Source organism: Sphingomonas sp. Leaf343, from assembly GCF_001423765.1.
Classification (GTDB): Bacteria; Pseudomonadota; Alphaproteobacteria; order Sphingomonadales; family Sphingomonadaceae; genus Sphingomonas.
Genome location: NZ_LMPG01000014.1, coordinates 176,892 through 192,493 on the forward strand (window position 1 = coordinate 176,892; position 15,602 = coordinate 192,493).

The 15,602-nt window shown below is 66.1% G+C and carries 10 protein-coding genes and 1 tRNA gene; 3 read left to right on the forward strand and 8 right to left on the reverse strand.

From position 1 onward, the window contains the following. Window positions 1-19: 19 nt before the first annotated feature. Genes gspE through ASG07_RS13655 form a run of 3 tightly spaced genes read right to left on the reverse strand, consistent with a single transcriptional unit; the run spans window position 20 to window position 4,697 of the window. The gene (gene gspE / locus ASG07_RS13645) at window positions 20-1,609 is read right to left on the reverse strand and encodes a type II secretion system ATPase GspE (RefSeq protein WP_082474812.1); all 1,590 of its coding nucleotides are present in this window, start codon (window positions 1,607-1,609) and stop codon (window positions 20-22) included. Continuing rightward, window positions 1,606-3,843 (reverse strand): type II secretion system secretin GspD, encoded by a 2,238-nt coding sequence (gspD, locus tag ASG07_RS13650; RefSeq protein WP_055847717.1) that lies wholly within the window; start codon window positions 3,841-3,843, stop codon window positions 1,606-1,608. Before gspD ends, gspE begins: the two co-directional genes overlap by 4 nt. Further along, entirely contained in the window at window positions 3,840-4,697 is an 858-nt protein-coding gene (locus ASG07_RS13655) for a type II secretion system protein N (RefSeq protein WP_055847720.1), read from the reverse strand. Before ASG07_RS13655 ends, gspD begins: the two co-directional genes overlap by 4 nt. 113 nt (window positions 4,698-4,810) lie before the next feature. Here ASG07_RS13655 and ASG07_RS13660 point away from each other — a divergent pair, with 113 nt between their 5' ends. After that, entirely contained in the window at window positions 4,811-5,461 is a 651-nt protein-coding gene (locus ASG07_RS13660; protein WP_055847724.1) for a prolyl hydroxylase family protein, read from the forward strand. 166 nt (window positions 5,462-5,627) lie between these two features. On the opposite strand, the gene ASG07_RS13665 is transcribed toward ASG07_RS13660, so the two are convergent. From ASG07_RS13665 to lon, 5 genes are all read right to left on the reverse strand, one after another. After that, the gene (locus ASG07_RS13665; RefSeq protein ID WP_082474813.1) at window positions 5,628-8,360 is read right to left on the reverse strand and encodes a TonB-dependent receptor domain-containing protein; all 2,733 of its coding nucleotides are present in this window, start codon (window positions 8,358-8,360) and stop codon (window positions 5,628-5,630) included. 101 nt (window positions 8,361-8,461) lie between these two features. Continuing rightward, entirely contained in the window at window positions 8,462-10,060 is a 1,599-nt protein-coding gene (locus ASG07_RS13670; RefSeq protein WP_055847727.1) for a hypothetical protein, read from the reverse strand. A gap of 466 nt (window positions 10,061-10,526) precedes the next feature. Further along, window positions 10,527-10,601 (reverse strand) — tRNA-Val (locus tag ASG07_RS13675). A gap of 74 nt (window positions 10,602-10,675) precedes the next feature. After that, window positions 10,676-10,948, reverse strand: coding sequence for an HU family DNA-binding protein (locus ASG07_RS13680; RefSeq protein ID WP_055847732.1), 273 nt, complete (start codon window positions 10,946-10,948; stop codon window positions 10,676-10,678). A 165-nt stretch (window positions 10,949-11,113) separates the two neighbouring features. Next, entirely contained in the window at window positions 11,114-13,510 is a 2,397-nt protein-coding gene (gene lon / locus ASG07_RS13685; RefSeq protein ID WP_055847734.1) for an endopeptidase La, read from the reverse strand. Window positions 13,511-13,629: 119 nt separating this feature from the next. Between lon and ASG07_RS13690 the strand changes: the two genes are divergently transcribed. Both ASG07_RS13690 and ASG07_RS13695 read left to right on the forward strand, forming a co-directional pair. Next, entirely contained in the window at window positions 13,630-15,336 is a 1,707-nt protein-coding gene (locus tag ASG07_RS13690; protein ID WP_055847737.1) for a M1 family metallopeptidase, read from the forward strand. Continuing rightward, window positions 15,312-15,569 (forward strand): hypothetical protein, encoded by a 258-nt coding sequence (locus tag ASG07_RS13695; RefSeq protein WP_055847741.1) that lies wholly within the window; start codon window positions 15,312-15,314, stop codon window positions 15,567-15,569. Before ASG07_RS13690 ends, ASG07_RS13695 begins: the two co-directional genes overlap by 25 nt. Window positions 15,570-15,602: the final 33 nt, after the last annotated feature.

Consider the following 15,602-nt stretch of genomic DNA (forward strand, 5'->3'; position numbering starts at 1 on the left):
CACGGAAGGATAGCCGCCCCTACGCATCCACCACGTCCACGACATCCGTGACATCGCGACGCGATACGCGGACGGCTTCCTCCGGTGTCGTCTCGCCCGCGAGCACCAACTCGCGCGCGGCAGTGGCGAGGTTCGTGGTGCGGGCGAAGGCGTGGTCGGAGATGGCCTGCTCGTCGCCGCCCTCGTTGATGAGGCGGCGGATCGTCTCGTCAACGCGCACCGCCTCGAACACGCCGATGCGGCCCTTGTAGCCGGAATGGCCGCATTTTTCGCAGCCCACCGCGCGGCGCACTGTCGCCTCAGGATCCATGCCGAGCAGCGGCGCGACCGTCTCGCGCGCGGCCACCGGCTCGCGACAATTCGGGCAGAGCCGCCGCACCAGCCGCTGGGCGATGACCGCGCGGAGCGTAGAGGCGAGCAGGAACGGCTCGACCTTCATGTCGCGCATCCGCGTGATCGCGCCGACGGCGTCGTTGGTGTGAACCGTCGACAGCACGAGGTGGCCGGTCAGCGACGCCTGCACCGCGATCTCCGCCGTCTCGCGATCGCGGATTTCGCCGACCATCACCACGTCCGGGTCCTGACGCAGGATCGCGCGCAGGCCGGCGGCGAAGGTCAGCCCGACCTTGGCATTGACCTGGGTCTGGCCGACACCGTCGACGGCGTATTCGACCGGGTCCTCGACGGTCAGGATGTTGCGGCTGCCGTCGTTCAGCAGGCGCAGTGCAGCATACAGGCTGGTGGTCTTGCCCGAACCGGTCGGCCCGGTGACGAGGATGATGCCGTTCGGCTCCGCCAGCGCGCCGCGCAGAAGGGCGAACATCGACGGCGTCATGCCCAGCGCGTCGAGGTCGATCCCCGCATTCTCCTTGTCGAGGATACGCAGCACGACCCGCTCGCCCGCCCGGCTCGGCAAGGTCGAGACGCGCACGTCGAGCAACTTGCCCCCCAGCGTCAGCCCCATGCGGCCGTCCTGCGGTATGCGCCGCTCGGCGATGTCGAGGCGCGCCATGACCTTGATACGGCTGACCACGACGGGGGCGACATGCGGCGGCATTCGCAAGGTTTCACGGAGCACGCCGTCGATCCGCATCCGCACGACGAGGCCGGTTTCGTACGGCTCGATATGGATATCGGACACGCCGTGGCGCGCGGCGTCGGCGATGATCCCGTTGATGAGGCGGATCGCGGGTGCGTCGTCCGCCGTATCGAGCAGGTCCTCCGCCGTCGGCAAGCCATCCGCCAAAAGGTCGAGTTCGTCGCCCATCCCGACCGCCGCCAGCGCATTCGCCTGACCGTCCATCGCATAGGCATCCGACAGCAGCCGGTCGAAAGCCTGCTGCGGCACGATCGCGACGTCGAACGGGCGACCGAGATGCCGGCGTACCTCGATGAGCGCCTTGGGATCGGCCCCTTCGCGCAGGCCGATCGTCAGATGTCCCTCGGTATCGGTCGCCTGCATCACGACGCCGAACCGGCGCGCGAAGAGATAGGGGATCGTCACCTGCGGCAGGTCTGCGACGTTGCCGTTCGGCGGCGGCGGCAGGATGGCGGCCTGCACCGCCTGCTCCTCCGCCAGCGCCAGTTCCTCGCCCGTGCGGATCGTCATTTCCGCTCCGGCCGGATCGTCTTCGCGCCCTGTAGCGGCGCCGCGATGTTGGGGTCCTCGATATTGCCCGGCAGCGGCGCGCGGGGAATCGGCGGCGCGGCGTTGAGATAGTCGCGCACAAGCTGGTCGATCGATGGCTCCGCACCCGGCTCGGCATAACCCTGCGACGCGCGGAGATAGCCATAGCGCTGTTCGGTGACGCGGCGGCTATCCTCGGCGTTGCGGAGGATGGTGGGGCGGATGAAGACCATCAGGTTCGTCTTCGTACGCGATTTCGCCTTCGATCTGAACAGATTACCGACGACCGGGATATCGCCGAGCAGCGGGATCTTCTCGATCGTCCGCCGCTCGTTGTCGTCCAGCAGCCCGCCGATGACGGTGATCGCGCCATCATCGACGGTGAAGGTATTCTCGAACGCGCGCTTGTTGAAGATCAGTTCCGAATTGTCGCTCGACACCGGCCCCGCGACCGAACTGACCTCCAGCCGGAGATACATCTTCAACGAGCCGCCGGTATTCACCTGCGGCTTCACGTCGAGCTGGATACCGACATTCTGCCGCTGCACGGTGCGGAACGCGTTATCGAAATTGCCGGGCGACAGCGCCTGTCCGGTCGTCACCGGCACCTCCTGCCCGACAAGGCTGTGCGCCTGCTGATTGTCGAGCGTGATGATGTGCGGCACCTGAAGCAGGTTCGACGTATTGTCGCTCTTCACCGCATTGATGATCGCGCCAAAGATCGTGTCGCCGATCTTGCCGCCCCAACCGGCGAAGCCACCGGTGGTGCCGAGGATCGAGCTGACCGCGGATTGCGCCAGCGTATCCGACACGGTGTTGTTGGTCGTCGTCGTGGTCGTGTTGCCGTTGATCGTCGTCGTCGTCGTCGCCAGCTCGCGCGCGCCGACCGCGCCGGCGATCGTCAGCAGGCTGGGCGCGGTGTTGGTGTAGGTCGACGCCGCAAACGCCCCGCCCGACAGGTTGCCGAGCAGAAACTGCGCGCCGAGCCGGCTGACCGTCTGGTCGGACACCTCCGCGACGATCGCCTCGATCAGCACCTGTTCGCGCCGCGTGTCGAGCTGGCGGATCACCTCCGTCAGCTGGCGCTGGATGTCGGCGGGCGCGGCGATGACGATCGCGTTCGCCCCCTGGAAGCGGGTGACGACCGCGGCGGTACGCCCGCCCTGCGTCGTGACGGCGGCGTTCTGCGCATTCGGCTGCCCGCCGCTGCCGGAGGATTGCGGTGCCGCTTGCTGCACGGGCTGCACGGTGCGCGATCCTGTGCCGCCGCCGGTGCCGCTGGCCGAATTGCTGGTCTGGAACGACCCGCGCGACAGCGTCGTCTCCTGCACCGGATCAGGGGTCTGCCCGACGAGTTGCTGAAGAACCGGCAGCAATTGTTCGGCATCGGCATTTTCGAGAAACACGACCCGGATCTCGGTACCGCTACGCGCCTTGCGATCGAGGTCAGCGGCTATCTGCGCCAGCCGCGACACCGTCGCCGGATCGCCGCGCAGGACCACGGAATTGGAGCTGTCGATCGATACGATCGAGATGCCGCCACCGCTGCTGCCGCCCGCAGAGGGAGCGCCGCCCTGCCCCTGCGTCTGCCCGGCCGCCGCCGATCCACCCGATGCCAGCGCCTGAAGCGCAGTCGCGATCTCGCGCGCGCCGGCATTCTGCAGCGTGACCACACGGGTCGATGCGTTGTCGGTGTCGATCCGGCGCAGCACTTCGCGGATGCGCCGGATATTGTCGGCGAAATCGACCACGACGAGGCTGTTGCCGCCGCGGTTGGCCGTCACCGCGCCCTGCGCCGAGACGAGCGGCCGGACCGTCTCCACCGCGCTCGTGGCGTCGACCGAGCGGAGGCGGACGATCTCCGTCACGAAGCTGTTGCGCGCCGCGCCGCCCGCTCCGATCCGCGTCGGCTGGCTGGCGGCGTTGTCGATCGGCTGGATCCGCAACGCGCCGTTACCGGTCGGCACCGCGACGAGGCCGTTGGCCCTGAGCGTCGACAGGAACACCTCGAAATATTCGGAGCGCGACAGCGGCCGGTCGGTGACGACGGTCACTTTCCCCTGCACGCGGTTGTCGATGATGAACGTGCGCTGCGTGACCCGCGCGGCATCGGCGATGAACGCGCGGATATCGGCATCGCGCACGTTGAGCGTCGTCTGGGCGAATGCGGGTGCCGCGACGATGGCGGCGGGGATCAGAAGATGGGAAAGCTTCACGGACGTGGGCCTGCAACGGAAATGGAGAGCGACAGCGTCTGCTGGCCGCGCTCGACGGTGATGGGGACGTTGCCGCCGCCCGCGAAATCGGTCGTGACCCGGTCGAGGTCGCCGGGGCCGCTGACGGGACGGCCGCCGATCGAGGTGACGACGTCGCCCTCGCGCAGGCCGGCCCTTCGGAACGCGGTGCCGCTGCCCTGCGGCCGGACGATCAGGCCGCTGATCCGGCCGCCGTCAAGCCGCGGGATGAAGCCGATCTCCTGCCGGATGCGGTTGGCGGGTACGGCATCGGACGGTGGCGACGGCGCAACACCCGGCGCGACGGGTGCGACGGGCGCGATCGGCACCGCACCCCCGACCGCCGGAGCCGGCGGCGTTGCGCCGGACTGATCGAGGAACAGGTCCTCGGTCGCGCCACCCCGATCCAGCGTGACGTGGTCGAATGCCACCGCCTTCAACCGGACGCCGGGCTGGACCTCCTCGCCGACCGCGACGCTGAGCTGGACGCCGTCCGGCCCCGCCACGATCGCGGAGCCGCGCCCCGTCGCCTCGTCCAGCCGGATGCCGAAGAGCGTCAGTTGCAGGCTGGTGACCGCTGCGGGCGCATCGGCGGGCGCACCCAGTCGAAAGAAAGGATCGAAGCCTGAGAGGATCGACAAGGGGCTTCCCGGCAAGGCGATCCCCGCCGGCCGCCAGTCGCCGAGCGGCGTCACCGGCGTGGCGATCACCCACAGCAGCCGTGCGGCCTGCGTCGCGAGACCGGCCATGAGCGCCAGTTCGGCCACCGAATAGACGTTGACGCGCGGGAGCCGCCGCAACCAGCGGCGGGCACGCGCGTCGAGCTTCAACTGCATTGCAACCCCATCCCGCCCGATCGCCTCGTTCGACCCGTGTTACGCGATTGCGGCGACGGACTGAAACAAAAAGGCACTGGCGAAGATCGCCGTCCTGCTGCCAGGGTAGCGCCATGACGACATCCGGTTCCGGCATCGACGAAGCGCCTGTGGTGGCGACCATTCTGGGCCATGCTGGTGTGCAGCGTATCCCCAGCCCGAAGCTGACGCTGTTCGTACGCCGCGGCTTTCTGACGGCCCGGCTTTGCGAGGCACTGATCGAACGGATCGATGCTGTACGCCGCCCCTCGACGATTGCCGACGCGACCGGCGACGCAGGGTTCCGGACGAGCGAAACGGGAGACCTCTCGGCGGGCGATCCCGCGGTGATGGCAGCGGAGGCGACGATCACCGCCTTGACCGGACTGGACCCGATCTACGGCGAGCCATTGCAGGGCCAGCGTTATGCCGTCGGACAGGAGTTCAAGGGGCATACGGATTATTTCGAGCCGAACGGCGTCGATTTCGAGCGATATTGCTCGGTTGCGGGAAACCGGACGTGGACGGTGATGATTTACCTCAACGAACCCGAAGCCGGCGGCGCAACGCGGTTCACGGCGGTCGACAAGATCATCCAGCCGGAAACCGGCAAGCTGGTCTGCTGGAACAATCGCCGTGCCGACCGTACCCTGAACCCGGCGACGATCCATCAGGGCATGAAGGTGCGCGCCGGCACGAAATATGTCGTGACCAAGTGGTTCCGGGAGCGGCCCTGGGGCTGGTGAGCAGGGCCGCCGGTTCGGCTTGCGCATCGGTGACACCTGCCGCCCGGCCGACATCCTCACTGCAGGCGCGACGAGGCCATCCGGTATGCCGCCAGTGGCTCTGGATGGCCTCGTCGCTGATCGCAATGACGGGCTGCTGCCCCCTTGGACGGGGCGAAGTCTCACCTCAGAATTGCACACTCGCGCCGAGCGTGAAGGTACGGCCCAGCTTATAGCGGTTGATGTCGACCGTGGTCCCGTCAAACGCCTGGAACTCGCGATAGCCGGTGCCCGTCAGGTTGCGCGCCTCCGCCTTGATCTCGAACTGCGATCCGAGCACCTTGATGCCCTGACGCGCCACGAGGTCGAGGCGGATGCCCGGCTTCTCGATCAGGTCGGGCAGCCGCGTGCCGCCGCCGCCACCGATCGGCCCGCGATTGGTGACGCGGTTCGACGCATAGTTGAACAACACCGTGAACTGGCTGAGCGACGCCTTGTCCTCGATCCCGAGTTGCAGGTTCACGAGGTGGTCCGACTGACCCACCAGCGCCGCGCCGTCCTGAAACAGGATGTTGGCCGGCGTCAGCACGGGGCTGGAAGCACTGGACAGCGGACTGGCGATCAGCTGGTTGCCCGCGTCGATGCTGGACTTCGTATAGGTGTAGTTGACGATCGCCACGAGGCGGCGCGTCGCGAGGAAGTCCGAGCCGAGTGCATCGAGAGGAACGTACTTCTGCAACTCGACCTCGCCGCCGTACAGTTTGGCACGGGGGGCGTTGGCGAAGCTGGTCTGCAACGCGCTCGCACCGGCGGCGAAGAACGCCACCGCCTCGATCGGGTTGTCGATCCGCTTGTAGAAGCCGGCGAGGCTCACGCGCTGATCCTTGGCGAAATAATATTCGTATCGCAGCTCGCCGTTATACAGCTGCGAATCCTTCAGGAACGTGTTGCCGAAGAACAGGCGGTCGCTCTCGAAATCCTGATATAGCTGCTGTGCGAGTTCGCGGAATTGCGGACGGGCCAGCGTCTTCGACATGTGAGCACGAAGCTGCATGTCGGGCGCGAAATTCCACGTCACCGTGACAGCCGGTAGCCAATAGTCGTTCTTCAGGCTCGTGCCTGTCGCGCCACCCGAGGGGTTGACCCGCTCGGTCGCGGTTTCGTAGCGAACGCCGGTGGTCGCCCGCAGCCCGTCGGTGATCTCGCCCTCGACCTGAGCATAGGCACCGTGGACCCTGAGCAGCGCCGAATAGGCCGCCGCGCCCTGCCCCGTCGACGTGTTCCGCAGGCCGATCCCGTACGCCTGGATGATATAGTCGGAGAGCAGATAGTCCGGGCGAAGCTGCGGCGCCGCACCCAGCACCGGGCCGTTGTTCGGACCCGTGTACTGGAAGGTATAGCGCGTGGAATCGCGTGACGTATCAGTATAGGCGTAGCCGACAGAGAGTGCGAAGGGGCGGTCGAACGGCACGTTCCACGTCAGGTTGCCCTGACCCGAATATTGCGTTTCATCCAGTTCGGAGAAGGCGATCGACGCCGACTGCAATCCCGACAGGTTGTTCTGATAGTCGCCGATCGCCGCATTATATTGGTAGGTGAAGGCGCGCTCGTACGGGCTGTTCCGGCTCGTCTTCGCATAGGCACCGCGCGCATCGAGGCTGAACTGGTCGGACAGCTTGAACTCGCCGACGAGCTGGGTGTCGAACAGCTCGCGCTCGAACCAGTTGGTGTTCTGGACGAGGAAGGGCTGGATACCGTCCGCACCGACGCCGACATTGGCGGTGCTGCCGCGCGACAGGCGACCCTGCTTGACGGTGTCGTGCAGGTACAGGTTGGTCCAGCGAATCTTGTTTTCGCCGAATTCCGCACCGAAGCCGAGCAGACCGTTCACGACAGCGCGATTGTCGGTCAGGACGGTCCGGAAGTCCTGCAACAGAATGCCGGTGGGATCGTCGGTCGACTGCTGCGTGATGTCACGCGTGCGCCATGTGTTGCTGATGCCTGCTGCGGCGATCGCGCCGACACGGACGGTACCGATGTCGATCGAGCTGCCAAGACTGAGTTCGCCCGACAGGTTGGCCGGCAACTGATTGTTGCGCTGAAGCAGCGTCGTCTGCGCGTTGTTCAGCCCGGTGATCTGGCTCGACGTCAGCGAGGTGCCGTTCTGACCCGCCGCGGTAATGAAACCGGGTGTCTTGCGCACGCCGGAGTCGTATCCCGTCCAATCGCGGCTGCCACCATCATAGACATAGCCGAGTTCGGACGTGGTCACCGTGTCCGCCCCGACCGATCCACCCATCTGGAAGAAGGTTTCGTCGGGTACAGCCTTGGTCGTCAGGTTGATGACGCCGCCGCCAAATTCAGCGGGGTAATTCACGGAATAGCTCTTCTGCACCAGCGCCGACGCGATGACGTTGGTCGGGAAGATGTCGAGCGGAACGACGCGGCGCAGCGGCTCGGGCGACGGCAGTGGCGACCCGTTCAGCAGCGACGACGAATAGCGGTCGCCAAGGCCGCGGACGTAGACGAAACCGTTGCCCACGACCGACAGGCCGGTGACGCGGCTGAGCGCGCCGGCGATGTCGCCTTCGCCCGTCCGCGCGATGTCGGCGGTCGAAAGGACGTTGATGACCTCCGGCGTGGCGCGGACGACGTTAGGGATGTTGCGGCCGACGACGACGATATCGTCGGTGTTCGCGCCACCCGGCGTGGAAACCTCGACCTGATCCTGCTGCCCCTCCGCAGCGGCGGCGGGATCGGCCGCGTCGATCGCCGGCTGACCGGCCTGCGGCGAGACGACGCTGCCTGCGGGCGCGCCGGACTGACCGCCCGCCGGCGCGGCGGGCGCGGCCCGTGCGAATGCGGCAGTGGGCGCGAGCATCGTCGTCGCGAGTAGGAAGGCGTGGATCGGATGCTTCATGGCGGCCCCGGCTCTCAATTAGATGGATGGCGGGCGACCTCCCCCGGCCCCCGCGTCATTGCGTGATGGGGCGGCGAACCGGTCGCCGCCCCACCGCTCGATCAGTTCGGCAGGCCGGTGCAGCTGCCGCTGGTCGAGCCGAAGCTCGCGCGGTTGGAATTGCAGGTCCAGCCGGCGAAGCTAGTATCGTTCGGCCCGCTGACCGCACCGACAAAGCTCGTCTGCACGAAGAACGAGGTGTTGGCCGGGTTCAGCGTGGCGGCGTTGAACGGCGTCGCGGTCGTAGCGACGCCGGCGGGAAGGAAGCTGTTGGTTCCCAGGAGGCCTGTGCCGTTCTCGACGTTGTTGGTGCCGGCGGTGAACACCGTGCGCTGCTCCGCGAGCGTCACCGTTACGCCGTTGACCGGTGTCTCGGCATAGGGCGATGCGCCGCCGCAGCTGAACAGCACCGAGTCGAACAACGGCGGGCCGTTGTCTTCCAGCCCGGCATTGGCCGGCCGGATCGTCGACTTGCCGCTGGCGTCGATACCGGCGATGATGTTGAGGCAGGCCGACGGGCTGACGACGATGCCGTTGACGAAGCGCGCATCGGCACCGCCGCGCAAGCGGATCGCAGCGTTGGTGTTGCTGGAGGTCTGGACGAAGGTGAAGTTCGCCAGATTGTACCGCTGACGCGGCAGGGCGTCTTCATTGCCGTTCGAGTCGATCTCGGTCGAGTAATTATCCGACTGCGGGTTGTTCGGCTTCTGCACAGTGAGCAGGAACTGGACCTGACCCTGCCAGCCCACATCGGTGTCCAGGCCGTCGTCGTCGGCGCCCGTGATCGCGAGGTAGCGCATGTTGGTGCGGCCGCCGAAAACCTCGATGCCGTCATCCGACGAATTGTGGATCTGGACGTGGTCGATCGTCGTACCCGAACCCGTTCCGCCCAGCGTCAGGCCCTGAAGCTCGTTGTTCGGGCTGATGATGGTGCCGGAGTAGCGGATCTGGACGTAGCGGAATGTGCCCGAACTGTCGGCGGGCACGTTGCCGCCATACAGGGCCTGCGGCGACGTACCCTCGACCGCGTTCTCGCAGTTCACTGCACCTCCAGCGACGCCTGTGTTGCAGTTCGAAATCGGTGCGCGGCCGGCAAGGATCACGCCGCCCCACAGGCCCTGGCTCTCGTCGGTGACGCCGCCGGTCAGGTTCTGCTGCGCGGTGAAGATGATCGGCTGCGTCGGGCTGCCTTCGGCGAAGATGCGCGAGCCGCGGTTGACGATCAGATAGTCGTTATCGGCATTGGTCGTGTTGGCGTAGAGGAGCACGCCAGGATCGATCGTCAGCACGGCCGACCGGCCAGTGGGCAGATTGCCGCCGCCGCCGAGATCGACGCCGACGTTGGTCGGTCCACTGATTTCGTAGGCGACGCCGGCGAGCTTCTGGAGACGCAGGTCGCTGGTGATGCTGGAGGGCAGGCGACAGCCGCGATAATTGCCGACGACCCCTGCATCTGCGAGGCCGGTCGGGCAGGACGCGGCCGGCGTGCCCGGCGCGGGCGTCGGCGTAGCGGACGGCGCAGGGGTGGGCGCCGGCGTGCTGGGCACGACGATCACGCCTTCACCGGGCGATGCGACGCTGTCCGCGCCGTCGCAGGAAGCGAGCAGCATGCAGGCGGTGCCCGCCATGAGGATGCGGGTCGTGCGCGCGAAATGGGCCATTGGTCTGATTGCTCCCGGTCGATGTCTGGCAGGCGTGTTCGCCTTCGGATCGGCCAAGGTCCCCCCTGTCGATCTCATCGCTGCGGTTAGGGGAGTTCGATGACGGGAAAATGCCGTTTCAGCGACGTTTGCGTGACTCCCGCATTGCGGTTTTATGACGTCGAGATCGGCGCGACGGGGTGCCCGCTGCCGCGCGGGCGCAACTGCGGAGACGCTTTAATTCAGCAACGAGAGCAGGTTAAGGCGCAACGTATTGAGCCATACGTGGTGCCGGGGCAGGACATTGGCGAGCAGATTCGGCATTTTAGCCGCTGTCACGGAGACAGGTCAGGATTGCGCCGGCTGCCATCGATCGGAAGGCTCCGCCCCGCAGGCGACCCGACCCGTTGCCATTCTTCGTAGCCGTGGGGCGACACGCCAAGAACCAAAAAGCCCGCCGCTTCCTGACAGAAACGACGGGCCGAATTGGTGGGCGCGACAGGGATTGAACCTGTGACCCCACCCGTGTGAAGGGTGTGCTCTACCGCTGAGCTACGCGCCCGATCCCGTAGTCCATCGAACCTCGGGAAAAACCGGAGCCGCGCGTCTATCCATCGAGGCGCGGCCTGTCCAGTGTCAGTTGACCGAATCCTTCAGGATCTTGCCGGCCTTGAACTTGGGCTGGGTGGACGCCTTGATCGTCATCGGCTCGCCGGTGCGCGGATTGCGACCCGTCGACGCCTTGCGCTTGGAAACCGAAAAGGTGCCGAAGCCGACCAGCCGGACCTCGTCGCCCTTCTTCAGGCTGGCCGAGATCGCGTCGAACACGGCTTCGACCGCCCGCACCGCGTCCGCGCGATTCAGCCCCGATGTGTCGGCGACCGTCGCGATCAGCTCCTGCTTGTTCATCCTTTGAAATCCCCCGATTCGACTCGATACTTGGCACGCCGGTGGATCACCGGCGCGGAGGTGCCACTAAGGCGGGGGGACCCGGCGGTGTCAACCACCGCAGCGGCTAAGCTGCGGTGGTTGGACGTTTAACGGCGCTCCGCTCCGGCGCTGCTACCGCTGCTGTCAGTGATGCCGTTCGGCCCCGGCGGGCGCGATCGCCGGCGGGGGCAATGCGGCCAACTCGTCCGCGTCCGTCCAGTCGATCGCCTCCAGCGGTTCGGTCAGCGCGAGTTTCAGCACCTCGTCGACATGACTGACGGGAATGATCGTCAGCCCCGCCTTCACGTTCGCCGGGATGTCCGCCAGATCCTTTTCGTTTTCCTGCGGGATCAGCACCGTGGTGATGCCGCCACGCAGCGCCGCCAGCAACTTCTCCTTCAATCCGCCGATCGGCAGCACGCGACCGCGCAGCGTGACCTCGCCGGTCATCGCCACCTCGCGCCGCACCGGCACGCCGGTCAGCGTCGAAACGAGCGACGTGACGAGGCCGATGCCTGCGGACGGACCGTCCTTCGGCACCGCGCCTTCGGGCAAGTGGACGTGAACGTCCTTGCGGTGGAACACCGACGGCTTGATACCATAGCTGGGCGCGCGCGCCTTGACGAAGCTCCACGCCGCCTCGACCGACTCCTTCATGACGTCGCCGAGCTTGCCGGTCGTCTTGACGGCGCCCTTGCCACCGACCGTCACGCTTTCGATCGTCAGCAACTCGCCGCCGACTTCCGTCCACGCCAGTCCGGTGACCGCACCGATCTGATGCTCCGTCTCCGACAGGCCGTAGCGGTACTTCAGCGTGCCCGCGAACTCGTGCAGATTGTCGCGGTCGACCGTGACGCTCGTCGCCTTGCCTTCGAGGATGCGGCGCAGTGCCTTGCGGCACAGCTTGGCGATCTCGCGTTCCAGTGTGCGGACACCGGCTTCCCGCGTGTAATGCTGGATCAACGCGCGCAGGCCGTCCTGCGTCAGCGTGAACTCGCCCGGCTTCAGCCCGTGCGCCTCCACCTGCTTGGCGACCAGATGCCGCTCGGCGATCTCGACCTTCTCATCCTCGGTATAGCCCTCCAGCCGGATGATCTCCATCCGGTCGAGCAGCGGCTGCGGCAGGTTCAGCGTGTTGGCGGTGCAGACGAACATCACGTCCGACAGATCGATGTCGATCTCCAGATAGTGATCCTGGAACTTGCCGTTCTGCTCCGGGTCGAGCACCTCCAGCAGCGCCGACGCGGGATCGCCGCGGAAATCCTGACCCAGCTTGTCGATCTCGTCGAGCAGGAACAGCGGGTTCGCCGCACCCGCCTTTTTCAGGTTGGTGACGATCTTGCCCGGCAGCGAGCCGATATAGGTGCGGCGATGGCCACGGATTTCGGCCTCGTCGCGCACGCCGCCCAGCGACTGGCGGATGAATTCGCGGCCTGTCGCCTTCGCGATCGACTTGCCCAGCGAGGTCTTGCCGACGCCAGGCGGGCCAACGAGGCACAGGATCGGCCCCTTCAGCTTGTTGGTGCGCGCCTGCACGCCGAGATACTCGACGATCCGGTCCTTCACCTTCTCCAGCGCATAATGATCCTCGTCAAGGACCGCCTGCGCCGCCGCGATGTCGCGCTTGATCTTCGACTTCTTTCCCCACGGCAGGCCGAGCAGCACGTCGAGATAGTTGCGCACCACCGTCGCCTCGGCGCTCATCGGTGCCATCGTCTTCAGCTTCTTCAGCTCGGCGGTCGCCTTGGTGCGCGCCTCCTTCGACAGCTTCAGCGTCGCGATCTTCTGAGTCAGCTCGGCGATCTCGTCGCCGTCGCTCTCCTCGTCGCTATTGCCGAGTTCGCGCTGGATCGCCTTCAATTGCTCGTTGAGATAATATTCGCGCTGCGACTTCTCCATCTGGCGCTTCACGCGGCTCTTGATCTTCTTCTCGACCTGAAGAACCCCGAGTTCGCCCTCCATCAGCGCGAACGCCATCTCCAGCCGCTTGGCCGGATCGATCTCGACCAGCAGCGCCTGCTTGTCCGCAACCTTGACCGCGATGTTCGCGGCGACGGCATCGGCGAGACGCGCCGCCTCATCGATCTCCGCCAGTTGCACCGCCGTTTCAGCCGGCAGCTTCTTGTTGAGCTTCGCGTAGTTCTCGAACTGGTCGACGACCGACCGCATCAATGCCGACACCTCGGTGCCTTCGACGCCGACATCCTCGATCATCCCCACGCTGGCCACAAGATAGCCATCGGCCTCCGACAACTCGTCCAGCCGGGCGCGCTGCTTGCCCTCGACCAGCACGCGGACAGTGCCGTCGGGCAGCTTCAGCAGCTGGAGGACGGTGGCGGTGACGCCCATTTCGTACAGACTGTCGCGCTGCGGATCATCCTCGGCCGGGTCGAGCTGCGCGACGAGGAATATCTCCTTGTCGGCAGCCATCGCCGCCTCCAGCGCCGCAACCGATTTGTCGCGACCGACGAACAGGGGGACGATCATGTGCGGGAAGACGACGATATCGCGCAGCGGCAGCACGGGAAAAGTCTGGGTCATGCAAGCTCCGGTCGGGCACCGTACGTGGTGCCCCGTTTCACCGACTATATGGTGATCGTTCCGATTCCATCAATCGGCCCTCTTGCGTCACGACACGATCGCGGCGACCATCGTATACCATGATGATCTCACTCCTCGCGCTCGCCGCCGCGCTCCAGTCGGCCGCCACCACCCCGCCCGCCAAGGGCACACCGCCGATCACCGCGCAGACGGAGAAGTCCGGCGGCGTTCGCCCGGCCGAGCAGCTGGCCGTGACGTTCGATTCGGCCGACCTCCAGTTCGAGGTACTGCCCGAAACGTACAGCCTGAACGGTATCGCGACGCTGGGCTTTACCGCCAGATCGCCTGTGTCGCGCCTGTTGATCGATCTCGACAAGAACCTGCCGGTCACCGCCGTGTCGATCGACGGCGTGGCGTTGAAGCCGGGAGCGTGGTCGAACCCCGACGGCCAGCTCGCCGTCCGCCTGCCGCGCCCGTTGACCAGGGGTCAGCGCGTGTCGGCGAAGATCACTTATGGCGGCGTGCCGCACGTCGCGGTCAACGCACCTTGGGATGACGGCGTGGTCTGGTCGAAGACGCCGGAGGGCAAGACGTGGTTCGCGACCACGGCGGAGGGCTATGGCTGCGACCTGTTCTGGCCGTGCATGGATTTTCCGGAGGGGGAGCCGACCGTCGTCACGCTGCACATCACTGTGCCCAAGGGGTTGAAGGCGCCCTCGAACGGCAAGCTGATCGGCATCGACACGCTACCCGACGGCCGCACCCGCTGGAACTGGCGGGCGAAGCGCACCAACACCTACGCGATCGCGCTGAACGTCGGCCCGTATGAGGAGATCAGCGGATCGTACAAGAGCCGCTTCGGCAACACGATCCCGATGTATTACTGGTATCTGCCGGGCGAGAAGGCGCAGGCGGAGAAGCTGTTCGCGGAATTCGCGCCGACGCTCGATTTCTTCGAGGCGCTGGTCGGCCCCTACCCCTTCGGCGACGAGAAGGTCGGCGTGGTGGAGACGCCGCACAAGGGCATGGAGCACCAGACGATCAACGCCTATGGCAATGGCTATGCCAAGGCGATCGAGGGGTTCGACTGGCTGTTCCAGCACGAATTCACCCATGAATGGTTCGCCAACCAGCTGACGGCGGCCAATTGGGACGATTACTGGCTGCACGAGGGTTATGGTGCCTATATGCAGCCTGCCTATGGCCGCTGGCGCGAGGGCGAGGCGCGTTATGCGGCGATGATGATGTCTCAGCGCGGCGGCATCATGAACAAGGTCCCGATCGTCCGCGGCAAGATCATCTCCGAGGAGGAGGTGTATGAAGCATCGAAAGGCGGTCCCGGCCAGGACATCTACGTCAAGGGATCGTGGATGCTGCACACGCTGCGCAACCTGATCGGCGACAAGGACTTCTGGGACGTCACGCGACTCGCGGTCTATGGCCGGCCCGATCCGAGACCCGGCAATTTCGAACCCCGCTTCGGCTCCACCGGGGAGTATGAGGGCTTCGTCCGTCAGGTAACGGGCAAGGATTATGGCTGGTTCTTCGACGTGTACCTGCGTCAGGCTGCACTGCCGGAGCTGGTCGAGACCCGCACCGGCGACACGCTGTCGCTGTCGTGGAAGGTGCCGGGCGGTGGACCGTTCCCCATGCCAGTCGAGGTTCAGATCGGCGACCGCATCGAAAAGCTGCCGATGACGGGCGGTCGCGGCACGATTTCGGTGCCGGCGGACGCCCATGTGGTGATCGATCCCTGGTCTCGCGTGTTGAAGCGTTCGATCGCGGTCGAGGAGCTACAGGCATGGAACGCCAGCCGGAAGAAATGACGAACACGCAACTCGGCATCCGGCGCGCAGCCGAGATGGCGGCGGTGTTCATGATCGGCGACGGGTTGCTCGGGATGCTCCAGCCCCGGCGGCACGTCGATCTCTGGCGATCGGATGTGGCGGCCGTCGATGTTCTGGTGAAGCCCTTCGATGGCAAGGCGGAGCGGCGGCGGGTCTATGGTTTGCTGCAACTCGGGGCGGGCATCGCCCTCGCCTCCCGCCTCAAACGCTGAGCAAAAAAAGAGGCCGCCTCGCTGATGCGGGAC